The organism is Lunatimonas sp., assembly GCF_020832325.1.
Taxonomy (GTDB): domain Bacteria; phylum Bacteroidota; class Bacteroidia; order Cytophagales; family Cyclobacteriaceae; genus Lunatimonas.
Map to the genome: position 1 here is coordinate 78,906 of NZ_JAFIEU010000028.1, position 26,579 is coordinate 105,484.

General features: G+C 47.8%; 19 protein-coding genes. 13 read left to right on the forward strand and 6 right to left on the reverse strand.

Going from position 1 to position 26,579, the window contains the following annotated elements:
* Positions 1-145 precede the first annotated feature (145 nt).
* The 6 genes from JJU34_RS10765 (at position 146) to JJU34_RS10790 (ending at position 7,379) form a co-directional block, all read left to right on the forward strand.
* A complete protein-coding gene (locus tag JJU34_RS10765; RefSeq protein ID WP_228692362.1) occupies positions 146-2,212 on the forward strand; it encodes a PP2C family protein-serine/threonine phosphatase in 2,067 nt (688 codons plus the stop codon).
* 31 nt (positions 2,213-2,243) lie between these two features.
* A complete protein-coding gene (locus tag JJU34_RS10770) occupies positions 2,244-2,588 on the forward strand; it encodes an STAS domain-containing protein (RefSeq protein WP_228692363.1) in 345 nt (114 codons plus the stop codon).
* The gene (locus JJU34_RS10775) at positions 2,578-2,994 is read left to right on the forward strand and encodes an ATP-binding protein (RefSeq protein ID WP_228692364.1); all 417 of its coding nucleotides are present in this window, start codon (positions 2,578-2,580) and stop codon (positions 2,992-2,994) included. Before JJU34_RS10770 ends, JJU34_RS10775 begins: the two co-directional genes overlap by 11 nt.
* Before the next feature lie 90 nt (positions 2,995-3,084).
* A complete protein-coding gene (locus tag JJU34_RS10780) occupies positions 3,085-5,106 on the forward strand; it encodes a peptidylprolyl isomerase (protein ID WP_228692365.1) in 2,022 nt (673 codons plus the stop codon).
* A gap of 16 nt (positions 5,107-5,122) precedes the next feature.
* Positions 5,123-5,965 (forward strand): peptidyl-prolyl cis-trans isomerase, encoded by an 843-nt coding sequence (locus tag JJU34_RS10785; RefSeq protein WP_366512695.1) that lies wholly within the window; start codon positions 5,123-5,125, stop codon positions 5,963-5,965.
* Complete coding sequence (locus JJU34_RS10790; protein WP_228692366.1) at positions 5,958-7,379, forward strand: peptidylprolyl isomerase; 1,422 nt, start codon at positions 5,958-5,960, stop codon at positions 7,377-7,379. Before JJU34_RS10785 ends, JJU34_RS10790 begins: the two co-directional genes overlap by 8 nt.
* 106 nt (positions 7,380-7,485) lie before the next feature.
* Here JJU34_RS10790 and JJU34_RS10795 read toward each other — a convergent pair whose 3' ends face one another.
* The gene (locus tag JJU34_RS10795; protein ID WP_228692367.1) at positions 7,486-9,198 is read right to left on the reverse strand and encodes a PQQ-dependent sugar dehydrogenase; all 1,713 of its coding nucleotides are present in this window, start codon (positions 9,196-9,198) and stop codon (positions 7,486-7,488) included.
* Positions 9,199-9,379: 181 nt separating this feature from the next.
* On the opposite strand from JJU34_RS10795, the gene JJU34_RS10800 reads away from it, so the two are divergent.
* Together JJU34_RS10800 and JJU34_RS10805 are read left to right on the forward strand one after the other, a co-directional pair.
* Positions 9,380-11,818: a TonB-dependent receptor gene (locus tag JJU34_RS10800; RefSeq protein ID WP_228692368.1), complete on the forward strand. Its 2,439-nt coding sequence runs from the start codon at positions 9,380-9,382 to the stop codon at positions 11,816-11,818.
* Positions 11,819-11,952: 134 nt separating this feature from the next.
* Complete coding sequence (locus tag JJU34_RS10805) at positions 11,953-13,377, forward strand: DASH family cryptochrome (RefSeq protein ID WP_228692369.1); 1,425 nt, start codon at positions 11,953-11,955, stop codon at positions 13,375-13,377.
* 4 nt (positions 13,378-13,381) lie between these two features.
* On the opposite strand, the gene JJU34_RS10810 is transcribed toward JJU34_RS10805, so the two are convergent.
* The 3 genes from JJU34_RS10810 to JJU34_RS10820 form a co-directional block, all read right to left on the reverse strand.
* Complete coding sequence (locus JJU34_RS10810; protein ID WP_228692370.1) at positions 13,382-13,969, reverse strand: DNA-3-methyladenine glycosylase I; 588 nt, start codon at positions 13,967-13,969, stop codon at positions 13,382-13,384.
* Between the two features lie 136 nt (positions 13,970-14,105).
* Complete coding sequence (locus JJU34_RS10815) at positions 14,106-16,637, reverse strand: M14 family metallopeptidase (protein WP_228692371.1); 2,532 nt, start codon at positions 16,635-16,637, stop codon at positions 14,106-14,108.
* Between the two features lie 97 nt (positions 16,638-16,734).
* Entirely contained in the window at positions 16,735-17,397 is a 663-nt protein-coding gene (locus JJU34_RS10820; RefSeq protein ID WP_228692372.1) for a DUF3365 domain-containing protein, read from the reverse strand.
* A gap of 280 nt (positions 17,398-17,677) precedes the next feature.
* On the opposite strand from JJU34_RS10820, the gene prfA reads away from it, so the two are divergent.
* From prfA to JJU34_RS10845, 5 genes are all read left to right on the forward strand, one after another.
* A complete protein-coding gene (gene prfA, locus JJU34_RS10825; protein WP_228692373.1) occupies positions 17,678-18,754 on the forward strand; it encodes a peptide chain release factor 1 in 1,077 nt (358 codons plus the stop codon).
* A 61-nt stretch (positions 18,755-18,815) separates the two neighbouring features.
* Complete coding sequence (locus JJU34_RS10830; protein ID WP_228692374.1) at positions 18,816-20,453, forward strand: ABC-F family ATP-binding cassette domain-containing protein; 1,638 nt, start codon at positions 18,816-18,818, stop codon at positions 20,451-20,453.
* Between the two features lie 106 nt (positions 20,454-20,559).
* Positions 20,560-21,015, forward strand: a complete 456-nt coding sequence (locus JJU34_RS10835; RefSeq protein WP_228692375.1) for a DinB family protein — start codon at positions 20,560-20,562, stop codon at positions 21,013-21,015.
* 309 nt (positions 21,016-21,324) lie between these two features.
* On the forward strand, positions 21,325-23,775 hold the full coding sequence (locus JJU34_RS10840) for a TonB-dependent receptor (RefSeq protein WP_228692376.1): 2,451 nt from the start codon (positions 21,325-21,327) through the stop codon (positions 23,773-23,775).
* A gap of 124 nt (positions 23,776-23,899) precedes the next feature.
* On the forward strand, positions 23,900-24,610 hold the full coding sequence (locus JJU34_RS10845; RefSeq protein ID WP_228692377.1) for a hypothetical protein: 711 nt from the start codon (positions 23,900-23,902) through the stop codon (positions 24,608-24,610).
* Positions 24,611-24,956: 346 nt separating this feature from the next.
* Here the strand turns inward: JJU34_RS10845 and JJU34_RS10850 are convergent, their stop codons facing one another.
* Both JJU34_RS10850 and JJU34_RS10855 read right to left on the reverse strand, forming a co-directional pair.
* A complete protein-coding gene (locus JJU34_RS10850; protein WP_228692378.1) occupies positions 24,957-25,730 on the reverse strand; it encodes a sulfite exporter TauE/SafE family protein in 774 nt (257 codons plus the stop codon).
* Positions 25,731-25,912: 182 nt separating this feature from the next.
* Positions 25,913-26,200 (reverse strand): DoxX family protein, encoded by a 288-nt coding sequence (locus tag JJU34_RS10855; protein ID WP_228692379.1) that lies wholly within the window; start codon positions 26,198-26,200, stop codon positions 25,913-25,915.
* Between the last annotated feature and the right edge of the window lie 379 nt (positions 26,201-26,579).

Here is a 26,579-nt window from a genome sequence, read left to right on the forward strand (position 1 = left end):
AGACGTGTTGCCCCCGGGTTTTCCGGTAAACTTCCCCTTTTGTAATCCGCAATGGATGGTATGCTGATTTTAAGAAAAGGTAGCTTTTAGCAACCTCTTTTATGGATTTTACATCCTTATATGTATTATTGTAAGCGTTTTGTTTATGATCAAATTTCCCCAAGCACATATCAGCAAGATTACGGTGATCTTAGCCATCCTTACATGGCTAGGGCTACTTTTTGTTGATCTCGCCCGTATTTTTGGTGAAATTAACGAAATGGACGTGGGAATAGGTCCAGAATTTACATGGATTTTGGAAATTATTTTTTTCATCCTGTTGTATCTTTTCTTCAACCATTCCATTTCAAAGCATGAAAACGATAGTTTTCTCAACCTAATCTGGCGGGCTTCCTCTACCGGACTTACCGCTACGGTAGTGTCTTTTCTCATCGCGCTGTTTTATTTTCTACTAGAAGATAGCCAACTATACGGCGATCCGCTGTTGAGAAATTTCTTTTACCACGTAAACTTTGCGCTTACCAGTTTGTTTTTGGTGTCCACCTCCCTACTCTGGAAACACCTCATCCTGTATCAAAAAACAAAGGCTGTGGTACAGCAGTGGCAGGCCTTTGAAGTCATCTTGCTGCTGAGTATGTTTTTTGTGCTCATCAATCAGAATACATTCAACTACGGGTTTATCTTTGGACTAATCTTTTTGCTGATATACAGTGTCATCCTGTCGGCAAACCTGAAGTGGATTCCCTACCTTACGTTCAAAGAAAAGTGGAAATCGCTGCTATTTCTGGCGATCATCATATTCAGTGCTGCCTACCTGCTGTATCAACTGATAGAGTATGTGCTGCAAAATGAGTTTTCCGTCAACCTGACCGAAAACCTGTTTATCATGGGTCTGTTTGCTTTTGTGCTGATCTATTCCATTTTTAGTTTTCTGGTCACACTGTTCAACCTTCCTACCTCTTCTGTGTTTGAGCAGAAGCTGGTAGAGGCGATCAACTTTCAGAAGTTGAGCCAATCCATACAGCCCGGAGAAAACGAAGAACGGGTGCTGGACATCTTGATGGATAGTTGCATGAGCGCTGCCTATGTGGATGCCGCTTGGCTGGAAATCAAACTTTCTGACACCGAGGATACCACCGTGGTTCAACAACGGTTTATTTCTAAACCGGAGCAACAGGCTTTACGTAAACTGATTGCTGCCAGCAAGCCCTTTGGTGAGTTTTTACTGGAGGGTGCCGGTGAGCGTATGGAATATATCCACGGCAGGGTCAACCATGAAATTTACCATTCCGTATTGATTTTTCATCTGAAGATAAATAAAACTGTACTTGGAAGCATTTTCCTGCTCAAGGAAGTTAAAGATGGCTTCAATAAGGAGATGATCAACATCATCTCTACCTTTGTGGGTCAGGCTTCCATCTCGGTTGAAAACTATCGGCTGTTGAATCAGGCGATCAAAAACGAACGCTACAAAGAGGAATTGGAGATTGCTCAGCGCGTGCAGCGAAGCCTGTTGCCCTCTATACTTCACCACAATGAGAGCTTTGAAATCGAAGGGTTTTCCGCCGCGGCAGATGAGGTAGGCGGCGATTATTACGAGACATTCCAGTTTGACGAGCACCGATTTGCGCTGATCATCGGGGACGTATCCGGCAAGGGAACCTCAGCGGCCTTTAACATGTCTCAGATGAAGGGCGTATTTCATAGTTTGGTGCAGCTTCAACTCAGGCCGGTGGAGTTTTTGGACAAGGCCAACAATGCGCTTAGCCGCTGCTTAGAAAAAAACCATTTCATCACGACCACTTATTACTTGCTGGATACCGAACGGAAGGAACTGGTCTTCGCAAGGGCAGGTCATTGCCCCACCTTGTATTTCGATAGCCAAACGGATGTAAGTCGATTTTTGGATATCAAGGGCATGGGTCTTGGAATAGTGCGAAACTCGCATTACGTAGGATTTTTGGAAGAGGGTCAACTGAACTACCGGCCGGGCGATGTGATGGTCATGTATACAGACGGAATTATCGAAGCCAAGAATCAGGACAACGAGGAATTTGGCTACGACCGCCTAGCCCAGGTATTGAATCAATGCCACGGATGTTCGCCCGGAGAGATTAAAGCTACCATTATTCGAGAGGTATATGGTTTCATCGGTAAGGACAGCTTGCCCGACGATGACTACTCGTTAATGGTCGTAAAGTTCAAAGAATAAACATAAAACAAGTATAAGCGTATAAGGTAGTATGTTAGAGATAAGCATAAAGGAAGAAAACCAACACCGTGTCGTTTCCCTTCAGGGAGAAGTAGATGCCAGCAACTCGGTGGAGCTGGATGAAGCGATACATGGCCTGCTCGAACAGGGATGTAAACGGATTTTGGTAGACGGTTCGGCCTTGGATTACATTTCATCCGCTGGATTGGGTGTGTTTATGTCTTATTTGGAAGATTTTCAAGAGAAAGGGGTTACCTTCATCATTTATGGCATGAATGAAAAAGTGTTTAATGTTTTTCATATACTTGGGTTGGACCAACTGATTACCATGGTGAATAGCCACCAAGACGCATTGGATATCCTATATGAAGCATGAATTGAATTTGCCCTGCGAAAAACGTAGGCTGGGAGACCTTAGGGCCTTTTTAACAGGGATACTCTCTTCGATAGGTATGTCGGAGGTTATCCAAAACCAATTGATTTTGGCAGTGGAAGAGGTGTGTGCCAACCTCATCATCCACTCCCACGGGTGCAATCCACAAGATCAGATTTTATTGAAAGTATCCACATCAAATGGCAAAATCGTCTTTGAGATAATCGACTCGGGACAGGCTTTTAATATTTTGGAATACCAGGCACCCGAGCTTTCGGAGGTCATTAGGGAAAAGCGTAAGGGTGGCCTAGGAATTTTATTGGTGCGAAAAATCATGGATAAGATTGAGTTTGAGACCAAAAACAGCCAAAATGTGTGCCGGCTGGTTAAAAAGCTCAATTCCAAATAATTGTTAAATCTCCCCACTTATACGGTAAATTGCCCTCAACTCTCTGTTAAAATTTGTAACATTGCAGGATTAATTTCCGGACACGCTAACATGAAATTCGGTTTCAGCATTTGTTTTGCCTTGGTTCTGCTAAGTGCTTGTGCAACCAAGGTGGCTGTAGAGGAGAACAACGAGCCCGTGGTAGAAGTACGTAAGTACCTATTTACGATTGATGGAGAACCCACCTATGCCGATGAATTCCTGTATATCTTGAATAAAAACAACCAACCCGGCGCAGATAGGGCCGTTTTGAGCGAAGAAGATTTCGAGAAAAACTTAGAGCTTTTTATCAATTTTAAGCTCAAGGTAGCAGAAGCCATGAAGTTGGGCTATCACGAGACTGAGGAATTCGAAAGGGAATTTGCTGCATTTCGGGAAGACCTGCGGAAACCGTATCTGTTGGAAAGTGAGGTACAGGAAGGAGAATTGCAAAAAGCGTACGAACGTCTACAGGAAGTCGTGAAAGCCAGCCACATTCTTCTGTCATTTCCAACAAATGCCAGTTTGGAAGATTCCATCGCGGTGCTTCGTATGGCAGAGAAAATTCAGTCAGAGGCACAGGCAGGAGCAGATTTCGGAGCACTTGCTTTAGAACATTCCCAAGATCCATCTGCTCAGGTAAATCGGGGAAATTTGGGTTATTTCACGGCTATGCAGATGGTTTATCCCTTTGAGGCAGCGGCTTACGACCTTCAAGTGGGAGAGGTTTCCCAGCCAGTTTTGACCGACTTTGGGTACCACATCATCCGCCTAGAAGACCGCAAGCCGAATCCGGGAGAGATACGGGTGTCGCACCTATTGGTCAGAACCAACCCTGCAGATCCTGCCAGTGAAGACCGCGCGGTACGTCGGATTGCCGACATCTATGCGCAGCTTAGACTTGAGAGCAGCACGTGGGAAGGTACCGTTGCTAGTTTCTCCGAGGATCAGGGCACCCGTAATAGCGGAGGTCTACTGCCATGGTTTGGTGTAGGGAGCATCGTGCCGGAGTTTGAGGAAGCTGCTTTCAACCTCACGGAAATCGGCGAAATATCCCCACCTGTGAAGACAGATTACGGCTACCACATCATTCGATTGGAAGAGCGTAAGCCCATTGCTCCCTTTGAGGAATTGGAGCCTACTTTGAAATCCAGAATATTGCGTGACAGTAGATCCACGCTGATAAAATCACAGGTACTGGCTATGCAAAAGGCCAAATACCAGGTGAAAGAAAACGAACCGCTTCTCCTAACCCTGGAAAACGTGCTGTCTGATTGGAGTGGAGACTCCGCAGATGCATTGGAGACCGTGCTGAACGCAGAGGGTCTTTGGGAGGAGGAGTTGGTGGTGATTGCCGGGGAACCCATGCCATTGCGTACTTTTCACGCTTTTGTTCAGAAAGAATTGAATGCGGTGGAGTCACGCAGAGTTGCCGGCTGGGAGGGATGGTATGAGCGGTTTTTGGCTGATCGCCTGAAGGCTGCTGAGGAGCAGGAACTGCTCGAAACCAACGCAGACTACCGACTGTTGCTTCAGGAGTTCAGAGAGGGAATCCTGTTGTTTAGCCTCATGAATGATTTGGTATGGCAAAAGGGAATCTTAGATTCTCTGGGACAGCATCAATACTACGAAGCGAATATAGACCGTTATCAATGGAAGGACCGTGTTCCGGCTTTGGTCGTTACCATGACGCAAGAGAATGAAACTCAGGAATCCAATATCCGGAGGTTCCTTAGTAGCAAACGGTACCATGCAGATTTGAAGTATCAGCTGGAAGACCGGTGGTTGGATGAGTTTCCGTTGTTGTTTACGCTCGAAGATAAACTAGTTGAGGTACCAGAACACCCAGTAATCAAAGCGTTGGATCTGTCGAAGCCCTTTCACGACATAAGGCAGGAAGGCAAGCAGTACTTTGTCCTGACTGGGGAGCGGGTACCGGCAGAGGCTAAGAAGTTTGAAGAAACCCGGGGCATGGTGATTCAGGATTACCAAAGCTACCTGGACGAAAAATTGATTGGGGAACTGAGAAATAAATTCGTGCTTCGCCTGGACGAGGACGAAAAAAAACGTGTGTACGAAATTGCAGTCAACTAAGACATACCTAGTTATATTGAGCATATTACTGCTCGGTTCCTGTGATCTTTTCAAAATGAAGGGGGAGGAGGAAGACGAGGAGGACCCCGTCATCGCAGCCGTAGGAAGAACCTACCTGCACGCGTCGGATATTGATTTTATCCGAGGGGATGCGAGAGCCGAGTTGGACAGTGCCGAGATGGTCAGCAGGTATGTTCAGACTTGGATCAAGAAGCAGCTCATGATCAAAGAAGCCTCCAAAAACCTCACCATCAACGAGGCGGAGCTAAACCGGAAGCTGTTGGACTACCGGTATGCATTGATCATTTATGAGTTTGAGAAGTCCCACGTGGAGCAAAAACTCAACAAGGAGGTTCCGCTAGATGAAATCCTGGCCTATTACGAACGGCATAAAGAAAACTTTGCGCTGAAGGAAATCATCGTTCGTACCAACTTTATCAAGATGGAAAAGGGATTGCCCCAAAAAAGGCAGTTGGAGCGCTTGATCAACAGTAATCGAGAGAATGATCGCAGGGAGATGAAGGACATTGCGCAGCGCTATGCTAGCAATTACTTTCTGGAGGATTCTACTTGGATAAAGTTTGACGATATCATCCTGAACACCCCGTTGGCGCAAAACGCCAACAATGTACAGCTACTAAGATCCAATCGTACCATCTCGGTGGACGACGACTCCTATGCCTATTTCTTTCACATACTGGAATACAGGTTGCAAGACCAGGTTCCTCCATTGGAATTTGTGAAGGATGAAATATCCAAAATCATTGTCAATAAACGTAGAGTGGCTTTGGCAGAACAGCTTCACAAAGATGTTTACAACAAGGCGCTTGATAATAATGAATTCACTATTTATGACTAATTACCAAAAATCATGCTATTTGGCCGTTGTGCTACTTCTGTTTGCTTGGTCTGTACGGGCACAGGACACCTTGGCGGTGGCAGATAACAAGCCGGCCACTCCGGCACCGATCCCGACAGGTCAAGTGTTGGACAAGATTATCGCCAAAGTAGACAACTACATCCTCCTGGAATCCGACCTTCAAAAGGCCTACCTGGAAGCAGTATCACAGGCTCAACAGGGCTTTGGCACCCCGACCAAATGTGAGGTATTTGAATCGCTGGTAATCAATAAGCTCATGGCTGCCAAAGCCGAGATTGACTCCATCTTAGTATCCGATGCAGAAGTGATCATTCAGACAGATCAGCGCTTTAGTATGATCATGCAACAGTTTGGAGGAGATGAGGAAACTCTTATTGAGGCCTATGGAAAAACTTCGGACCAGTTAAAAGCTGAACTTCAAGATGCGATCAAAGAACAGATGATCGTGGGCAAAATGCAAAAGAAGATTGCCGAAGATGTGACCGTTTCCCCAGCCGATGTTCGCAAGTTTTTTGAGGCAATTCCTAAAGATTCCCTGCCCTTCTTTTCAGCAGAGGTGACAGTTGGTCAGATCGTTAAAAAACCGGAAGCCAACAAGGCCGAAAAGGATAAGGTTTATAACTTTCTACTTGGCTTGAAACAGCAGATTCTAGATGGCGAGACGGACTTTGCCACCCTCGCCTCACAATACTCCGAAGACCCGGGTTCGAAAGTCCAGGGTGGAGATTTGGGATTCTTTCGTAGAGGCGAACTGGCGCCCGAATACGAGGCGATGGCTTTTGCCCTTAGACCCGGAGAAATAGGGGATCCTGTGGAAACCCAGTTTGGGTTTCACCTCATACAGCTACTTGAGCGTAGAGGAACCACATTTAACACACGCCACATTCTGATCACCCCCAAGCCTTCCGAAGAGGACGTTGTAAAGGCTGAGAGGTATTTGGACAGCTTACGTCAGGTGATCTTGGATGATAAAATCACGTTTGCCAAAGCTGCAAAGGAATACTCCGACGATCGGCAGACCTCGGATAACGGTGGTTTTTTTACGGATCCGATAAATGGTTCCAACAAGCTAACCCTGCGGACTTTGGAAGATCCCGTATTGTACTTTACACTGGACAGTATGAAAGTAGGTACCATCACTACACCCATGCGCTTTGACGATGTGGATCCGCGAAATATGAGATCGGAACCTGCAGTGCGTATCCTGTTTTACAAAGACCGATTTCCCGCCCACAGGGCAAATATCAACGACGACTACGAAAAGCTGAAAGCAGCTACTCGACGAAAAAAAGAAGAAGATATCCTGAGCAGTTGGTTCATTCTAGCCAAAGAGGAAGTCTTTATCGATATTGATCCGCAATACGACGAATGTCAGGCATTGAAGGATCGGTAGTGCGCCGATAGTGGTCTAATCACTGCCCATAAAAAACCCGAGGGGAAAGGTCAACCGTTGATCTTTCCCCTCGGGTTTTGTGTTTGTAGCGTATTGCCTTATGGACTCAGTTGGTCCCCACTAGCTTATACACCTTTCCGTCTGGCTTAGTAAAAATGTAGAGCTCTCCGGCAGCATCTCTCCCCAGCCGGAGATCCACCCGGTTTGTACCGGATAACTCCACGAGCGTTTTTATCTCACCATTCAGTCGCACCCGCCATTCATATACAGGCACGGTTTTCCCAAAGGCCAGTTTGTCGGTTTCCACGTAAAACAGCCTTCCGCGTACAATGTCTCCAAAGAGGTATTTGCCGTTAAGTTTGGGGAGCGCACTGCCCCAGTATTCGAAGCCACCCGAAATGGCATTGCCTTCGTCGTGGTCATACATGGCTACCGGGTAAGTAAACCCCCAGTCTGCGTCATTTGGAGGTAACTCAAACACCTGATTGATGTCTACCTCGTGGTCGATCACCCAGATACCTTCCCGGACGGGCCAGCCGTAATCCTCTCCTGGCTGAAGCATATACAAAGACTCCACTCGACCCTGACCGATATTGGTAGCCAGCTTTTGACCTGCTTTGGTCCAAGTGAGTCGGTGAGGATTGCGAAACCCATGCGTATAGATTTCGGGAAGTTTGTTGGTGTCCCCTACAAAGGGATTGGAAGGAGGAATACCGTAGTTGCCGTTTCGGCTGTTCGTTCCCTTGGGATCGATTCGAAAGATGCTTCCCCAAGCCTGTGTAGGGCCAAAGGAGATAAACTGGTATCCGGCACCTAAACTCCCTCCATCTCCGATGCCTATATAGAGCAATCCGTAGTCTTCGTCACCTGGCTTGGCCAATGGATTGAAGGTGAGTTCCTGCATGCCGTGAATGCCGGTAACCATGTCTATTCGAAACAGCTCGCGGCTTTTTCCTTTGAAAGGCTTGCTTTGGGGATTTTCGGTTTGCCATTCTAACACCACCCATTGCAGGGTTGACTTGATAGAATCTCCGTAACCGAAGTCCGTCGGGGCGGAACCGGGCTTTTCAGTATGGGACGTATACAACAGACCGTTTTTTGCAAAATCGGGGTGAAAGGCAAAGCTGCCGAGACCGGTAGCTAAGCCGGGCTTGTTGATAAATTGGGGCATTTCCACTTCCATATCCAGGTATACTTCAGGCGTTCCATCCTGTAAGTGGTACATCTTTCCCCGCAGATCACTGATGTATAAATCGCCGCTGCTTGGTTCATAATCCAACTTGGCGATTCGCGTACGCGGCATCTCCTCGCTAGAGTAAGGGATCAGGGCGGTTAGTTCCAAATCCACCACCAAGTCAGACAGCGGAATGGGGTCTGGAATGGGGTTTACTACCGAGTCGACCCTAGTCAGCGTAGGTTGCGCTGCGGCCTCAAATTGATGCATGTAAGCGATCAAGGCATCTATACCCTCCTCACCCAAGTAGGAAAACCCGGGCATGTAAGACCGATACCTCGCAAACAACGCCTGCCCCCTTTCGTCGCCGGAGTCAATTACCTCCGTGGGATTGGCTATAAAAGCTCTCAACCAATCTACGGAAACCTGCCGGGTTAAGCCTCCCAATCGTGGACCGATGCCGTCCTGATCAAAGGCATGGCAAGTGGCGCAGTTTTGCTCATACAGCCTCTCTCCCTCGGCAAGTGTAAGTTGATCTATACGAATCAAATCCTCTACCTTCTCCTCACGAGGAGAACAGGAAAAAGCTACTACGAATAAAAAGAGTAGGATGGTCGTTCGAAAATTTGCTGCTGTGCGATTCATGTGGTGTTGAAACGTTAAAAGATCAGCTAAATTAACGGGATTTTTTTGAATCAAAAAATGCCGGTTAGTTCCTCCCAGATTAGGAGGGGTCTCCTAAAACCAATTGTACGTTCCTGTAAAAACTACGCTTATTGATCGGTTCATTCTGTATATTTGCAGATTACCCAAAATTGCTGATTGGATGAAACACGGTTACCACGTTTATTTTATGATTTCCCTGCTGATGGTTGGTCTTTTAGGCTCAGGCCATCTAAGCGCCCAACAGCGTAGCAATGTAAAACTTACGGGACGTATATTGGATGGGCAAAGTCAGCAGGGCTTGGGGTTTGCCACGGTGAGTGTCTACGTTGCAGACAATGCGCAGGGTAGGCTGGTTAACGGAGGTATCACCCAAGAAGACGGGAGTTTTAGCCTAGAGGTAGCTACAGGCAGCTACTACCTGCTCCTGGAGTTTATGGGCTATGAGTCCCGCCGTATCGATGAGGTAGAAGTTACAGCCGATCGGGCAACCATCAACCTCGGAAACCTGACCATTCAGCCCAGCACCGCTGCATTGGATGAAGTGGTGGTTACCGGCGAAAAGGCCCTCATGGAGCTGAGCTTAGATAAGCGGATTTTTAATGTAGGCAAAGATCTGGCAAATGCCGGCGGTACCGCCACCGACATCCTGATGAACCTCCCTTCCATCAACGTGGATCCCGAAGGAAATGTGCGATTGAGAGGCAGTGACAATGTCCGTATTCTGATAGACGGCAAGCCCTCGGGACTGGTTAGCTTTAAGGGCAGCAGCGGCCTGCAACAGCTCCCTGCCAACCTCATTGAGTCCGTTGAAGTGATCACCAATCCCTCCGCCCGTTACGAAGCCGAAGGTATGGCAGGAGTGATTAACATTGTATTGAAAAAAGAAAGCTCCCAAGGGTTCAATGCTTCGTTTGAGGGAATCACCGGAAACCCGACCAATTTGGGCTTTGCCGCAAACCTGAACTACCGACACAAAAAAATCAACTGGTTCATCAACTATGGCTTGGCTTACCGCCGGGTGCCCCGAGAGGGATTTCTACGCCAAGATGTAACCGCCCAGGATTCCACCTTCTACACCGAGCAGTTTACCACAGGGACGGTAAACAGCATCAACAACAACATCCGGGCGGGGATGGATTATTACTTCAACGAGAAGAGCATTCTTACGGGCTCCTACCTCCTTCGAAGGAGCGACTCCAAGCGAATCACCGACATACGGTATGAAGACTTCCTTCCCAACGGTGCCATGGAAGGATATTATCAACGAAGACAGGAGGAAGACGAAAAAGAGCCTAATTCCGAGTACAACCTAAGCTATCGAAGGTCGTTTGACCAGGCGGGCCATCAGTTTACCGCTGCGGTTACCTACTTGGATTACTGGGAAAATTCAGACCAAGTATATACCGAGTTTGGCTTTCAGCCAAACGGTACCCCCATACCATCCAGAAACCTACTCCAAACCTCCATCAACGACGAGTACGAGCGGCAATGGCTGTTTCAACTGGACTATACCAAGCCGGTATTTCGGGAGGGTAACTTTGAAACAGGGATCAGAAGCAGTTTCCGGGACATGGAAAATGACTTCATCGTCAGTGAACTACAGGAATCAGGCGATTTCGAACCACTCCCCGGGCTAGACGATATCTTCTTGTACAATGAAAATATCCATGCTGCATATGCCATACTGGGCAATAAAAGCCAAAAACTCTCCTACCAGGGAGGACTTCGGGCGGAATACACCGATGTAAAGACCACACTCGTAAGGGCCAATTCCATCAACCCACGGCAATATGCCAATCTGTTTCCCAGTGCGCACGTCACTTACAACATCAGTCCGGACGATGCCATGCAGGTAAGCTATAGCCGTAGGATCCGCCGTCCGGTATACAACGACCTGAGTCCTTTCATGACCTTTTCCGACGCGAGGAATTTCTTTAGCGGAAATCCAGACTTAGATCCAGAATTCACCGATGCGTACGAATTGGGCCACATCAAGTACATGGACAGAGGCTCTATCTTTTCTACCGTATACTTTAGAAACACCAAAGACAAAATCGAACGTATCCGGACCGTAGATGAGGAAGGCAATTCCATGACCCTTCCGGAAAACCTCCTTTCTGAGCGCTCTTACGGAGCAGAGTTCACCAGCGATTACAATCCTACCGAATGGTGGAAAATAGATCTCAACCTGAATCTTTTTTATGCCCAGATAGATGGTAGCAATATCATGGAGGAGTATAGGCGGGATACCTACAGTTGGTTCGCCCGGTTCACATCTCGCTTCAGCCTGCCCAACACCTTAGATATCCAAGTACGTACCAACTACGAAGGAAGGCAGCGTGTAGCGCAGGGAATCCGAAAAGCGCTTTACTATGCCGATATTTCAGCTAGCAAGGATGTCTTTAACGGGAGGGGAACGTTGATTCTGAATGTGATGGACATCGCCAACACCAGACGTACACGAATGGTGTTCGAGGGTCCAGGCTTCGTGACCGAAAGCGATGTGTTGCCCAGAAGACGGCAGATCAACCTTTCACTCAATTACCGCATACGTCAAAGTAAAACGGCCAAGAAATCTGATATCCTCGGAGCAGATTAGATCTTTCTAAAGCTGCTTCTTGCGCCTCGTAACCAATAGTCCTAGAGGTGCCTACCCATTTTGATGGCGCTTCCCCGCCTCGAAATAGAGCGGTCGGCCAAACACTTCCCACTTTTGGTTGTTTGTGCTGATGTATGAAGTACAAACGAGCGATTTGTTGGTTTAGGAATGACCTGAGACTGCACGATCAGGAAGCGTTGGCACAGGCCCTGCGGCAGGCAGAAGAAGTGATACCGGTCTTTTGCGTGGACCCACGGACCTACCAAAAGACCCCATTGAATCTTGATAAAACTGGATCCTTTCGGGCAGCATTTATCCATGAATCCCTACAGGATCTGAAATACAACCTGCAAGTCAAGGGAGCTGACTTGATTGTCCTAAAGGGTCTACCCGAAGAGGTCCTAGTCGATTTTGCGGTGCTACATCAGGTGCAAGCGATCTACTTCTCCCAAGAAGCAACAGCCGAAGAGCTTCATGTGGAAGGGTCGCTTGAAGAAGCTGCCAATACCAAAGGAATCGTAACTCAAAGCGTGTGGCAAGCGACCCTCTTCCATCTCGAAGATCTTCCCTTTCCCATATATCAATTGCCGGAGGTATTTACTACGTTCCGAAAGGCCTGCGAAAAACAATCCCACATCAGACCCGTGATTCCTGCCCCGGATAGGATTCCCTTTCCTACCGACATAACATCCATCGGGAAAATCCCTGGGTTGCAGGATCTGGGCCTGGAAAGTACAGAGCCACATGAAAACGCCGTACTTTCTTTCAAAGGGGGCGAAACGGAAGGGCTGAAACGCGTAACCCATTACCTGTGGGAAACGGACTCCATCGCAAATTACAAGCATACCCGAAATGGACTGCTGGGAGCGGATTATTCCAGTAAATTTTCCGCTTGGCTTTCCGTCGGCTCGCTGTCACCACGCTGGATTTATACCGAAATCCGAAAATACGAAAAGGAGGTAGAAAAAAACGAATCCACCTATTGGCTGATATTTGAACTGATTTGGAGGGACTATTTCCGCTTTGTCGCCAAAAAACATGGAAATAGCATTTTCAAGCGCTGGGGCATTCAGCCTGACAATAGGCCTTGGAAGCAGGACAAAGAGCTGTTTATGACCTGGGCTGAGGGAATGACAGGTGTCCCGTTCATAGATGCCAATATGCGCGAACTAAATCAAACGGGCTTTATGTCCAACCGAGGCCGTCAATTAGTTGCCAGCTTCTTGGCAAACGACATGGAATTAGACTGGACCTGGGGTGCAGCTTATTTTGAAAGCAAACTCATCGACTACGATGTTTGTAGCAACTGGGCAAACTGGATGTATGTGGCGGGAGTAGGGAATGACCCCCGAGCGGACCGCTACTTTAACCTCCTCACACAAGCCAAAAACTACGATCCAAAGGGGGATTACGTGCGTCTATGGATCCCGGAACTGCGTGCTATTCCGGGATTTGACATCCATCGGCCGGATCAGTTGTCAAAAAACAAACTACTTTCTCTTGGGATTCATTTGGGTTTAGACTATCCTCGGATGGTGGTCAAACCCAAAATCTGGTAAAAACCTATCTGGCCAGCTTCTGTACTTCCTGATAACGAAAACAGTCCACCAAATGGTCATTGACCAACCCGGTGGCTTGCATGTGGGCATATAGGGTCGTACTGCCCAGAAATTTAAAGCCACGCTTTTTCATGTCTTTGGCCAATTTATCGGAAACATCCGTCGTGGCCGGAGCTTCGGAGAGGGCTTTCCAATGGTTTTGGATGGGCTTGCCGTCCACAAATTGCCAAATATAATTCGTAAACGACCCCTCGCTCGCTTGCACTTCCAGAAGTCTTCGGGCATTATTTATGGCTGCAGATATCTTCAGGCGGTTACGAATGATTCCGGCATCCTGCAAAAGCGTGTCGATCATGCTGTCTGGAAATTCGGCTACCTGCGTGTAGTCAAAGCCGGCAAAAGCTTGTGCATACCCTTCCCGCTTTTTGAGGATGGTGGCCCAGTTAAGTCCGGATTGGGCGCTTTCAAGGACCAAAAATTCGAAGTGCTTCCGGTCATCGTATACCGGTACCCCCCACTCTTCGTCGTGGTACCGCTGGTACATTTCGAACCCTTTGCACCAGGGACATCGGAATCTATCGTTTGCTTGCATTTGTCTAAAGTTGCTAGTGTTCGTTCCTCATTTAACGCTATAAAAAGGCTATCACTACTTGGGTCAAGGCAGGAATGAGAAGATGTTTCATGTTCATTTTGCTTTCCGGAATACGGATACCAATAGGAAAGGACGACTACTGGCCGATCAAGAAAACCGCATTTGCCATCAGCAATTTCCCACTTTCCCAAAAACCCCGAAACAGGGGATTATCGACGAAATAAATCATATCTCCTTTTCCGTGTTTCTCGTGCCCAACTACCAGTGATTGGTGCAGTGGTTCCTTAGCTTTAAACCCCACAAAGCCCGCACGGTGGTTTGCCGCTGAAGGAATGTATCCCACGTTTACCCCACCGTCTCCGAGGTATGCGTAACGGGTAGCACTGTTCTTCAGCGTATAGTACGTAGTACCTATCCCGTAACCAAGCGGATGACTATGGTCCATTTGCACTTCTAAAACGGCACCGATAACTTCCTCCGAGATCCGCAGCCGCTCACGCAAGTGGTAGGGAGCAGTGAGTTCCTCTTCGGTTCCCATTCGGGCAACTCCCAAGAGCCTTGTTTCTTCCTCTTCGCTTCGGTATTTCCGCAACCCAGAGCCCTCTTGGTCCGAAAAGGCAGCCAACGCTTGTTCAATGGCGATAAGTCGACCGCCTTGTTGTACCCAATCCCGTAGCTTCCGAATGCCGGGACTTTCCAAATCCCCAAAATTCCCTGAGGGAAGAACGATTACCTCGTAGCTGCTTAGATCCAGGGAGGGTACTTTCGACCAATCTAGCATGGAGAAGGGGTAGGCGAGCTCCTCTTCTAGGAAATGCCACAGCTCTCCAACGTTCAAGGAGTTGGTGTTTTCACCGGCAATGACGGCCAGCTTTGGGGCTTTTAGCACGCTCACGCTGGACGATCCAAAGTCCTTGCCGCTATCTACGAAGCCAGTGCGGGTCTTTCCCAGCGGGATAGCAAATTTATTTGCCAGATCCGTTACGGCCCGATGAAAGTCAACCACCCGCTCATTGCCTCCACGGGCAATGATCAGCGTTCCGACCGGGTAAGAAACCTCGCCGATGCGAAACGGGGCAGCAGCATTACGAACCCGTATGCCCGCCTGCATCAAGGCACTCAGGAACTGTGCATGCTGCGTAGCATGCCACGGAGCCAAATAGGCCAGTGTAGCGGGATCGGGCTGATTGAGCTGAAAGTCCACTCCTTCGTAAGCCTCTCCGGGGTCCAAACGGGTTTCCAGGGCATAGGCTTCCAAGTTAAACGCATAGGGCATGGCCCAGGTGGTGATGTCGTAGGTAAGGCTGTCGGTCAGCAAAGGCTCCGGTTCAAACAACACTTGGGTAAGTACGGATTTTGGTTGATACGCGGATATGACCAGGTCATCCGGTTCCAACGTAAACCTTTCCGTTGTCCCTTTTAAATAATGGAAGCCGGACAAAGAGGTACGCCGGTCACTTTTCCCGTAGCGAATGCCGTTTTTATCCAAGAGGTCCAGCAATGGCTTTACCCTGGTCGGTGCATTGGTTGCTTTGATGACGAAACTTTTATAACGCGACTTGGGCTGGGTGCTATTTACGCGGTAGTATTCGGCAAATTCATCCACCACACGCTGGGCATGGGCAGAGGTGGTTTCTAGAGCAGATAGAGCCGTAGTGTGATGATGCAAAATTCGGTCAGCCAAAGTGACGGTGTCACCCTGCGCATTTAGCATCCCCAATCCGGCCCTTCCGGATCCACCCTGTTCGATGGTCATCCCAATAGCTCCCGTATACATGGGATAGGTGTCACCGTAGCTGGGGTAGAGTAGGTCAAAGTTCTCTTTGGTGTAATAAAACCAGTTGTTCCCGTCAAAATAACGGGCGGTATTTCTGCCAAACCATTCTTGGAAAGTGTGCTGGAACGGCGAAAGCTGCTCGTGAAGAGGCTCTGCCGCTGGCGCAAAATAGTAGGGTGCATCAATGCCCATCTCGTGAAAATCCACGTGAACCTGCGGCAGCCATCGATTGTACAGCGCCATGCGCTGCTTAGATTCCGGTTGGGTTTGCCATACCCAATCCCGGTTGAGATCAAAAAGGTAATGGTTCGGTCTCCCACTGGGCCAGGGCTCTTGGTGCTCTAGGGACTGCGGGTCGGGCTGCAACCGACTATGCGCCTTTTGAGCATACCAATTTACATAGCGCTCGTGTCCATCGGGGTTGAGGCAGGGATCGATCACCAGCAAGGTGTTTTCCAACCAAGCGCTTACCTCCCTCCGCTGCGGATCCACCGTGGCGTACAGCGTCATCATAGCGGCTTCGGAAGATACGGCCTCATTGCCGTGTACATTGTAACTCAACCAAGTGACAGGTAGGTTCGTTTGAGGGCTACCTTCGCGCAATCCTGCCCTGCGCAGGTTATCTTCGCGGATTTGTTCCAGCCGATCGATATGGGGCTTTGCAGACACAAAGGCCACAAGCAGGGGTCTTTGTTCTACACTTTCCCCGTAGTACTCCAGCACAACGTGTTCGTTTTCGGCAGCTACATGTTCGAAATACGCCACCATGCGGTGATGGGGGGTAAAACGGCTCCCTAACTCGTACCCCAAAAATGCCGCAGGGCTTTTGGTTTGGGCCTGTGTACATGGAAGGTAGATCAGGCAAAAAACCAATACATAAACGACTCTCATAGAATGGATTTAAAAGATACGGTAGCGGACATGTGACCTGTAATCCGCTCCTGTGTAAAATAGGCAATACGTAGAAATCTGTAAAGCCATGTACTGCTTACATGTTTTTGATGGCCTCTTTCCGTGGAATGGAGATGCTCCACATACCCCGGAGCTCACCCGCTTTGTAGCCAGTCGCTTTATCTTGTGGATACTTTTCGTTGATCTTTGCCAAAGTGGCTGCCTCGATCTCGGCGTTTGGATCACCGTGGCACTGAAGGCAGATTCCACCGGGTATCACGATCGCTTTGGTATAGAGTAGAACCTCGCCATTATCCACCTTTTGGATGTTCGGCTGGTTTTCCAAGCCCTGTTCCACATTGTAGGCGTAGGCTTCCAACAGGTTTGTCTCCATTTCGTTGGGAGCGTTTGCCGGGTTACGGTTTTTTAACGATACCCTTTTTACTGCTACCTGGTGTTTATCGGCCACTTCCTGGGTAATCGGCAGTGCTTCCGCATGGCAAAACTCAACAGCCCCGGAGGTACCCTTTTCGGATATTGCTTTTTGCAGTGTTTCTACCAATGACTTTTGGGCCTCACCACTGATTTGATCGCCCCACTTCATGGTAAACTCAAGCAGTTCGGCTTCATTGACTTTTTTGATTTCGGTGGATTTCTGAATTTCTTTGAATGTCTCCCTATCCACCGTTTTCTCTGACCCGCAGGCAAAAAATAGGGATACGTAAGGGATGAGCATGATCAATCGATAAATCTTCTTCATGTGTTTGTTTTTTTAGTGGTGGTAAAGTTTACTGCGGATTTCCTTCCGTAGTACTTAGTACTTGCCTGGCTACAGGCAACTTTTCGGCAACCCGTACTCCAGGTTGAGAGGGCAGCAGCATTCTTTCCCTGTGGATAACCCTTTGCTACCCGAAAATAACAAAATTCTGGCTGTATTGATTGCATCGTGTGTACAAATCCCCGCAGTAGTGACAATACTCTCAAAAAAGAAACACCCAATCCACATTATTTCTTAATTTTGCCCTCCAAATAAATCAATTATGCTTGACAAATTAGAAGCCATTAAAGAAAGGTTTGAAGAAGTGGGCCAACTGATTATCCAACCGGATGCCATGTCGGATATGGGTAAGTACACCAAGCTCACCAAGGAATACAAGGACCTGGAAAAGGTGGTGGAGGTTTATAAAGCGTATAGATTGGTGCTGGAAAACCTACAGAGTACCAAGGCCATCCTTGATAAGGAGAAAGATCCGGATTTTAGGGAGATGGCTAAGCAGGAGCTTGATGAGTTGAAAGAAAAACAGGAAAACATGGAATCGGACCTACGAGCCATGTTGATTCCCAAAGATCCAAATGACAGCAAAGACTGTATTTTGGAAATCCGCTCGGGTACAGGTGGTGACGAAGCTGCTATTTTTGCGGGAGACCTTTTTCGCATGTACGAGCGTTTTTGCGAAAAGCAGAGCTGGAACCTCACCGTGCTGGATTTAACGTTTGGCACAGCCGGCGGATACAAAGAGATCATTAGCACCGTGTCGGGCGCTGACGTATACGGCATGTTGAAATACGAATCTGGGGTGCACCGCGTACAGCGGGTTCCGGCCACCGAAACCCAAGGCCGGGTGCATACATCGGCTGCCACAGTGGCCGTACTGCCGGAGATGGAAGAGGTGGACGTGCAACTGGACATGAATGATATCCGGAAAGACACGTATTGTTCTTCCGGACCGGGAGGTCAGTCGGTGAATACCACCTACTCAGCAGTTCGGCTTACCCATACACCTACCGGCCTCGTAGTGACCTGTCAAGATCAAAAATCCCAGATCAAAAACTTCGAGAAGGCGCTCAAAGTACTTCGAAGCCGTATCTATGAAATCGAGCTGGCCAAACACAATGAAACCGTGGGGGCACAGCGAAGATCCATGGTAGGCAGCGGAGACCGTTCCGACAAGATCCGGACTTACAATTATCCCCAAAGCCGGGTTACGGACCACCGCATAAACAAGACGGTGTACAACCTGCCCGACGTGATGGAGGGAAATATTGAAGAGTTCATCCAGGCACTTCGTTTTGCTGAAAACGCTGAAAAAATGAAATCCGGAGGTATAGAGGACTAACCGAAACAAGTAGCCCCATGATCCTTATTTTCAACCCCCAACCGGAATATATTCCCTACCTATGATATCTGTTGATTCTATTTCCGTGCTCCACGGCGGCAAGTCACTATTCAGTGATGTTTCCTTTTCCATCAACGAAAACGACAAAATTGCCCTGATGGGCAAAAACGGTGCCGGCAAATCGACGATGTTGAAGATCATTGCCGGCCTATCCAAGCCTTCTAAAGGAGGGATTTCTGCGCCAAAGGACGCAGTGATAGCTTACCTACCCCAACACCTGCTTACCACCGACGATTGTTCGGTAGCGGAAGAGACCGCCAAAGCCTTTGCCTCTTACCTGAGCATGCAGCAGGAAATAGACCGGCTAAACGAGGAACTGAATACACGAACCGACTACGATTCGGAAGACTACTACAAGATCATCGAGAAAGTGTCCGAGCTAAGTGAGAAGTTTTACGCCATCGAAGAGGTAAACTACGAGGCGGAGGTTGAAAAAGTGTTGTTGGGTTTGGGCTTTAGCCGTTCCGACCTGTCCCGGCCTACCTCGGAGTTTTCCGGAGGCTGGCGTATGCGCATTGAGCTGGCCAAGATCCTCCTGCAAAAGCCTGACCTGATTCTGCTAGATGAGCCCACCAATCACCTCGACATTGAATCTATTCAGTGGCTGGAGGAATTTCTGAAAGAAAAAGCCAAAGCGGTGGTGGTGATTTCCCACGACCGGGCTTTTGTAGACAACGTTACCAACCGCACCATTGAGGTGACCATGGGTAGGATCTACGACTACAAGGCAACCTACAGCCACTACCTGGAGCTAAGAAGAGAGCGCCGGGAGCAGCAGCAAAAGCAGTACGAGGAACAGCAAAAGATGATCGCCGATACGCAGCAATTTATCGATCGGTTTAAGGGCACCTACTCCAAAACACTTCAGGTACAATCCCGTGTAAAGATGCTGGAGAAGCTAGACATTGTCGAAGTAGATGAGGTGGACAACTCCGCGCTGAAATTACGTTTTCCCCCCTCTCCACGCTCTGGCAAGTATCCAGTGATTGTAGAGGACCTTTCCAAGTCCTACGGCGACCACGTGGTGTTTAAAAACGCTTCCATGATCATCGAACGCGGACAAAAGATCGCCTTTGTGGGCAAAAATGGTGAAGGGAAGTCCACCATGATAAAAGCGATCATGGGTGAAATAGCCTTTGACGGCAAATGCGAACTGGCTCAGAACACCCAAATTGGGTATTTCGCGCAAAACCAAGCTTCTTTGTTGGACGAAAGCCTGATTATTTTTGACACCATCGATCAAATAGCCGTAGGGGAAATACGCACCAAAATAAAAGACCTCCTCGGAGCCTTTATGTTTGGTGGGGAGGAATCTGCCAAGAAGGTAAAGGTGCTCTCCGGAGGTGAGCGAACCCGCTTGGCGATGATGAAGCTGCTACTGGAGCCGGTCAACCTGCTGATTCTGGATGAGCCTACCAACCACTTGGACATGAAGACCAAAGACATCATCAAAGATGCCTTGAAGGCGTTTGATGGAACCTTGATCGTGGTTTCCCACGACCGGGACTTCTTGGATGGGTTGGTGACCAAGGTATTTGAATTTGGCAACAAACGTGTGAGGGAGCACTTTGAGGACATCAACGGATTCCTGCGGACCAAGAAATTGGAAAACTTGCGGGAGGTAGAGCGTAAACAATAAGGTAAAACCTTCGTTAAACGTGCATTGAGACGGTGCAATGCCTACACGCTGTCTTTTGGCCGGAATTCAAAAACCTGGAAATACCATTAATTAACAACCAAAAAAGATGGAAGAGATCGTAAGAAACTGGGAACGGGCAAAGGCCTACACCAAAGAATACTTGGACACCATGCCCGAGACGAGCTACTCGTTGAAACCTACCCCACAGATTCGCTCATTTGCAGATCAGATGCTGCACTTGGCCGATGGCAATTTTTCGTTCGCCGCTTTAGCCGCCGATGTAACCTGCCCCGTGGGCTTTGGGGAATGCGAACAAAGCAAGGACAAGTCTAAGTCGACCGTCACCAAATGGGTGCTGGATAGTTACGATTTTGTGATAGAGCAGCTGAGGAATATGGAAAGCTCGGACCTGAACGAAGTAACCACCTTATTTGGAAGGTACAAGATGAGTAGAAGAGCAGTTTTTGACACGCTCTACGAGCACCAAACACACCACCGAGGCCAAACTACGATCTACCTTCGCCTGGCAGGTGTAGTTCCTCCAGGACAGAAACTTTTTTAATCCGATTGGTTCACCCTGTCCATACACACCCCAATAGGTGGGTTACCTAGTTTCGGAAATCCGCCGTCCATGTAAAACCGGTACCATAGCCTGTCGGTCGCTTTTCAGTAAATGCCTACCAGTTGTTAGTCTGGCAGCTATTTAATCGATCTTTTTCACCGTTTCGCCCGAATTTTTCAGGAGTACTGAAGCATCGTCTTCTCCAATGACTGAAAAGGTTTTGGGGCGCTTGGATGGAATGTAGTAACTTTGGCGAAAACCTAACCGTTACGTTTCTACCAAATGCATTACCTACCAAGCACTTGCACCATGCGGCTGATTGCTTTCAGCATGCTTTTACTCGTTTTATCCATCTCCGGGTATTCCCAGCAGAACAGGCAGTTGACAGGAAAAGTCATTGACCCCGACACACAAGAAGCCTTGGAATATGTCTCCGTGGCGGTATATTCCCCTGCCGATTCCTCGTTAATTGCCGGAGGGGTAACCGATGTGCAGGGCGCCTTCTCCCTAGACGTAAAGCCGGGTACATACTTTATTCGACTGCGCTTTATCGGTTATCAGGAGAAGGTATTGAATGATGTTCAAGTAGGTCAGGCTGGAGCTTCCCTTGGCACCTTATCGTTGGATTTGGGGGAAGAAGCCTTGGGAGAAGTGGTCGTAGCCGCCGATAAGCTGGCAGTAAGGCATCAAATCGACAGGCAAGTTTACGGTACGTCCGATTTTCAGGCCGCGGTAGGGGGTACAGCCACCGATCTGTTGAGAAACCTGCCTGCAATGTCCGTGAATGCAGAGGGAGAAATTTCGTTTAGGGGCACCTCCGGATTCGTCATCCTGCTCGACGGTAAGCCGATACAGTCCGACGCAGCGGGCCTTCTTAACCAACTTCCTGCCAATGCCATTGAGGACATCGAAGTCATTACCTCCCCCTCGGCACGCTTCGACCCGGAAGGAAAAGCGGGGATTATCAACATCGTAACCAAGAAGGGGGCTACAGATGGCACCTACTTATTAGTCAACGTCCTTGGCGGGGCACCCAGCCTGGACCAACACGGGAATGCCCGTTCGCCCCAGCGGTATGGCGGAGACTTTACGTTTAACGTCAAGAAAAATAAGTGGGATATCTCTTTGGGTGCCGACTACAATCGAAACGATGTGGCCGGCTATAGAGACGGTCAGGTAGAGACTTATTTGGATAATACCGTCACTTCTTTCCCATCGGTAGGCGAGAGAAGCTATAAGAAGGAGAATTACTCCGGAAGGGCGCTGGTGGGATATACCATAAACCCCCAACACACCCTGAATGCCTCTGCCTATGGAGGAACTCGTGTAGAAACCCGCTATGCAGATATTTTGTACTCACAGACTCGGACCAGGGTTGGAGAAGAAACACCCTTCGATGCCCTGAATTATTTTAACATGAACGAGCGGGAGCGCCGAAGCCGCTTTTTCATTGCAAGCCTGGACTATACGGCTGTTTTTGATAACAAGTCCTCACTCACCGTTTCGGGTCTTTACGAATATACCGACCTGACTGGGCCAACAAGAAACCTAAACTTAGACCCATTAAATTACGCGGATACCTTGGATTACTTGGCCATGGATGAACTGAATCCATTGAACGGTACCCGGATAAATGTAGATTATGTATTGCCTCTGAGCGAGTCGTCTACGTTCAGTGCAGGCTATCAGTATAGGTACCTGAGGCACGTGGGTGAATTCGCCTTCCGACAAAAAATACTAGGAACCGGAGAATTCGAGGAGTTGCCGGAATTTGGCAGTGACATAGACTTGTTTCGTACCATCCATGCGGTATATGGCGAATACCAATATCGCTCTGAGGACCTTTCAGTCACAGCAGGGCTTAGGGTAGAGGATACTGATCGGCGCTTAGACGATCATGGGCAGCAGCGAAGCTACGACCTCCAGTTGTTAAACCTTTTTCCCACCCTTAGCATTAATTACGACACGGAAAAGGGAATCACCTGGAAGGGAAGCTACAGCCGCCGGATTGAACGTACCACAACTTCTATGATGAATCCATTTCTCTCCCGAAGGCATTCGGAGGTATTGGAGGTCGGAGATCCGGAGCTGCTACCAGAGTTGGTAGATGCCGTAGAGGTAGGCCTAGTGAAAAACTTCGAGCGTCACTCCGTCTTTGCCAATGCCTATTACCGACGGGTTCGCGATGCCATCAACCGGGTGAATACGGTCTACAACGACTCCATTTTGCTTAGGGTCTACACCAACGCCGGTGTGTCGCAGGTGTATGGCGCCGAAGCCGGAGCTGATCTAGAACCTACTGACAATTGGAAAGTATACCTGGGAGGTACACTCTATTACTTTGACCTTCAAGGCTCAGCAGTGGGTCAACAGGTACGCAGAAATAGCTGGAACTACTCCTTTAACGTAAATAGTAGCTGGAATTTGGGCAGCGATTGGGACTTGGTGTTCAACCTCAACTACCTATCCCGCATCATCACGGTTCAGGGTGAAGATAGCCGCTTCTTTTCACCCAATACCACCCTTAGAAAGTCCTTTATGGACAAACGTCTTTCCGTAGCGTTGCAATGGCGTAATATGGGACTAGGGGTACTGGAATCCAACCGACAGCGAATCAGTGGAAGCGGTGAAGGCTTCTTTACATCCACGCATTATATTTACGAGCGGGATGTCATCCTGCTTACGGCCTCTTACCGAATCAATCAACTCAGCAAAAAGCTGAACTTCACGAAGAGCGAGTTTGGCGACAGGGAGTTTTGATGTATTTCATTTTTCAACTCAAAAAAGTAAAAAAAAAACTAAAAATAAGAAAACCTTACATTCAGTCAGCACGTTCCTTAACTCATCTTTATACGGGTAATGTACCGATAGAAACTGATTGTATATGAAATATCTACCAACCGCCATTTTTGCAGTCATCACGCTAATAGTTTTAGGTTCTTGTTTGGATCAAAATGAAAACGAAGTCGTGGTGTCCTGTGAACCTAGCACAGCCGAATACGGAGGGTTTATTCTCAAATTTTATGGTGATAACCCCACGCAGTCGTCCTTTCGTAATCCAAACAGGCAGGAAGTGGTTTGCTGGGAAGATTCGTACCCCATTGACATCGGTGGATCTGGTGTCGGAAACTGTGGATTGGGTTATGAAGACATTGAAAATCCCGTAATGGGAACGGCCATATCCTTGGTAGAATATGATCCGAATGCCGAGGAATTCACCTATGCCAAAAGGTACTTGGAGGTTAGGGCTGTTTTTGCCTGTGAGGATTTCAGCACACGGGCATCGTTTTTCAACCTCTTTGCCCCTGCTGCCTTTGGCTTTGCGGATGAATTTGATGATTTCGGTAATTTCGTCATTGAATATCTGGAGGATGGTGTCCGGTATTCCAGTTTGGGAGTGAGCAATACCCTATTTAATGTCACCCTTTCGGACATTGAAGCAAGTTCCGATCAGGATGCTGATTTTATCCGGGCCACGGTAAGATTCAGCGCTTTGCTGAGAGCTGAAAACGGTGACTACCTGCTGGTGGAAAATGCGGAAGTCAGAGGCCGTTTTTTCAGGATGTCTCCTTTTGGTGTTGAATGGGAGGATTAATGGAATCATGTAGTACGGATAGTATCTGTTTGTATTGATGGAGATACCCCGCTATGCACAAAAGCGGCTGGGTAGCAAGGGAAAGAAAAAAAAACGATATCAACAACGTGGATATAAATTCCATCCACGCTAATTTGGATTTGCTTTGGAACGCGTGGGTAGATGAGGATGAGTAGATTCTTGAATTTCAATTATCTTCCCTTAAATTAGGATCAAATAGGCTAGAGCACGGATAAGGAGAATTACTGTCGTCCGACCAAATGACGAAAATTGACAAAAAAGCACCTAGATGAGTAATTCACAGAGCTTGATGAGTGATCCATTTACTGATTCGATCTTATAAAAATTAAATCCACCCAGCCCCCAAAGCCACCGAAATCAATATCAGCATAATGGCAACCGTCACCTGTAAAAATTTCAAGGTCACTTTTTTCAGAAGCTTATTGCCCAAATATGCCCCTGCAATCGCAGAAAGTGTGGCGATAACGACCAAGGTAAGGTTGTCACTTAAATCAGTCCTTACAAAACGGGTAGCGTAAACGCTCAGTCTGGTAAAATCCACAAAAGTGGAAACCACCACGGCTGTGCCGATAAAAGCCTCCTTGGACAAACCTGCCTTGATCAGAAATGCAGAACGCAATGCTCCTTGATTACCGGAAAGTCCGCCAAAGAATCCACTGAGCGCACCACCGATAGGTAGTTTTTCCTTTCCGAATTGGAGATTTTGGAAATAGGGGATCAAATCCATGGACGCAAAAATGATCAGCAAAACGGATATGATAAACTTGACTGGTTCTACAAGGAAGGTACGGCCAAACATTTCATAACTGAAGAGCGGTTCTAAATCAGTAATATTCAATAATACCCAAGAACCAGCAAATGCGGCAATTATCGCAGGAATACCAAAGCGGATCAAGACCTGTTTGTCTGCATTTCTGCCTACCAAAAAGAGTTTGAAGATATTGTTGAATAAATGCACCACCCCGGTCAAGGCAATAGCCAAGTCCACCGGAAAGAAAATCATAAATACCGGTGTCAATATTGTACCCAAGCCAAACCCCGAAAAGAAAGTCAGGATGGCAACTACAAAGGCAGTAAGTGAGATGATGAATATATCCATGGTGTATTGGATTAACCTTTGGGGTCTTTTTTGACCCCGAAGGTTTTTTAGACCTTCAAACCCCTGTCAATCGACCACTTTCCTCCCCCTCGGATAATCAGGTAAATGCTCCCCAATAGCATACTCCAATCCGTTCGGCTTCCATGCATCATTTCCCAGAAACCATCATTTTGCAGGACTTCTTATTTGGTGGTAGCAATAGCCACCAACATGATAACCAAGGTAGGGATGGGTGCTAATCTTGTGACTAAGCCTAGTAGAATCAGGATACCAGAAATAATTTCAAATGCCCCTACAAAGCTCCCCAAAAACTCCGGATTGGGCAGCCCTATTTTTTCAAACCTTCCTGCTCCTCTTATTGCAGGAAAAAGGAACTTTTGGATGCCTTCTGATAAAAATACCGCTCCAACCATCAATCGGATGATAATGGTAGTTTTCGATTCATCTGTTTGTATTATTTTTTTGATCATGGTGTGTTTTTGGTTCACACAACGACCGCAGAGAGATTCGCAGTGATCGCAACGGGGGTTGAACTTTTAATTTATGTTTTTTCCTCGCTACGATCGTTGCGTTTTCGTAGCGACCGCCGCGAGAAAATATTGTTTTCATTTTTTTAAGACCTTCGAGGTTTTAAAAACCTCAAAGGTCAGGTGCCGCTAACCTTTGGGGTCTTTTTTGGACCCCGAAGGTTTTCAGCTGGTCGATAACCTTTGGGGTCTTTTTTTGACCTCGAAGGTTTTTTAGACCTTCAAACCCCTGTCAATCGACCACTTTCCTCCCCCTCGGATAATCAGGTAAATGCTCCCCAATAGCATACTCCAATCCGTTCGGCTTCCATGCATCATTTCC

Bases quoted from the DNA above. Each gene is read 5' to 3' on its own strand.
- JJU34_RS10775 (WP_228692364.1), top strand. From the start codon at position 2,578: ATGAAGCATGAATTGAATTTGCCCTGCGAAAAACGTAGGCTGGGAGAC.
- JJU34_RS10765 (WP_228692362.1), top strand. From the start codon at position 146: ATGATCAAATTTCCCCAAGCACATATCAGCAAGATTACGGTGATCTTA.
- JJU34_RS10795 (WP_228692367.1), bottom strand. From the start codon at position 9,198: ATGAATCGCACAGCAGCAAATTTTCGAACGACCATCCTACTCTTTTTA.
- JJU34_RS10830 (WP_228692374.1), top strand. From the start codon at position 18,816: ATGATATCTGTTGATTCTATTTCCGTGCTCCACGGCGGCAAGTCACTA.
- JJU34_RS10820 (WP_228692372.1), bottom strand. From the start codon at position 17,397: ATGAAGAAGATTTATCGATTGATCATGCTCATCCCTTACGTATCCCTA.
- JJU34_RS10845 (WP_228692377.1), top strand. From the start codon at position 23,900: ATGAAATATCTACCAACCGCCATTTTTGCAGTCATCACGCTAATAGTT.
- JJU34_RS10850 (WP_228692378.1), bottom strand. From the start codon at position 25,730: ATGGATATATTCATCATCTCACTTACTGCCTTTGTAGTTGCCATCCTG.
- JJU34_RS10855 (WP_228692379.1), bottom strand. From the start codon at position 26,200: ATGATCAAAAAAATAATACAAACAGATGAATCGAAAACTACCATTATC.
- JJU34_RS10840 (WP_228692376.1), top strand. From the start codon at position 21,325: ATGCGGCTGATTGCTTTCAGCATGCTTTTACTCGTTTTATCCATCTCC.
- prfA (WP_228692373.1), top strand. From the start codon at position 17,678: ATGCTTGACAAATTAGAAGCCATTAAAGAAAGGTTTGAAGAAGTGGGC.
- JJU34_RS10810 (WP_228692370.1), bottom strand. From the start codon at position 13,969: ATGCAAGCAAACGATAGATTCCGATGTCCCTGGTGCAAAGGGTTCGAA.
- JJU34_RS10790 (WP_228692366.1), top strand. From the start codon at position 5,958: ATGACTAATTACCAAAAATCATGCTATTTGGCCGTTGTGCTACTTCTG.
- JJU34_RS10815 (WP_228692371.1), bottom strand. From the start codon at position 16,637: ATGAGAGTCGTTTATGTATTGGTTTTTTGCCTGATCTACCTTCCATGT.
- JJU34_RS10780 (WP_228692365.1), top strand. From the start codon at position 3,085: ATGAAATTCGGTTTCAGCATTTGTTTTGCCTTGGTTCTGCTAAGTGCT.
- JJU34_RS10805 (WP_228692369.1), top strand. From the start codon at position 11,953: ATGAAGTACAAACGAGCGATTTGTTGGTTTAGGAATGACCTGAGACTG.
- JJU34_RS10770 (WP_228692363.1), top strand. From the start codon at position 2,244: ATGTTAGAGATAAGCATAAAGGAAGAAAACCAACACCGTGTCGTTTCC.
- JJU34_RS10835 (WP_228692375.1), top strand. From the start codon at position 20,560: ATGGAAGAGATCGTAAGAAACTGGGAACGGGCAAAGGCCTACACCAAA.
- JJU34_RS10800 (WP_228692368.1), top strand. From the start codon at position 9,380: ATGAAACACGGTTACCACGTTTATTTTATGATTTCCCTGCTGATGGTT.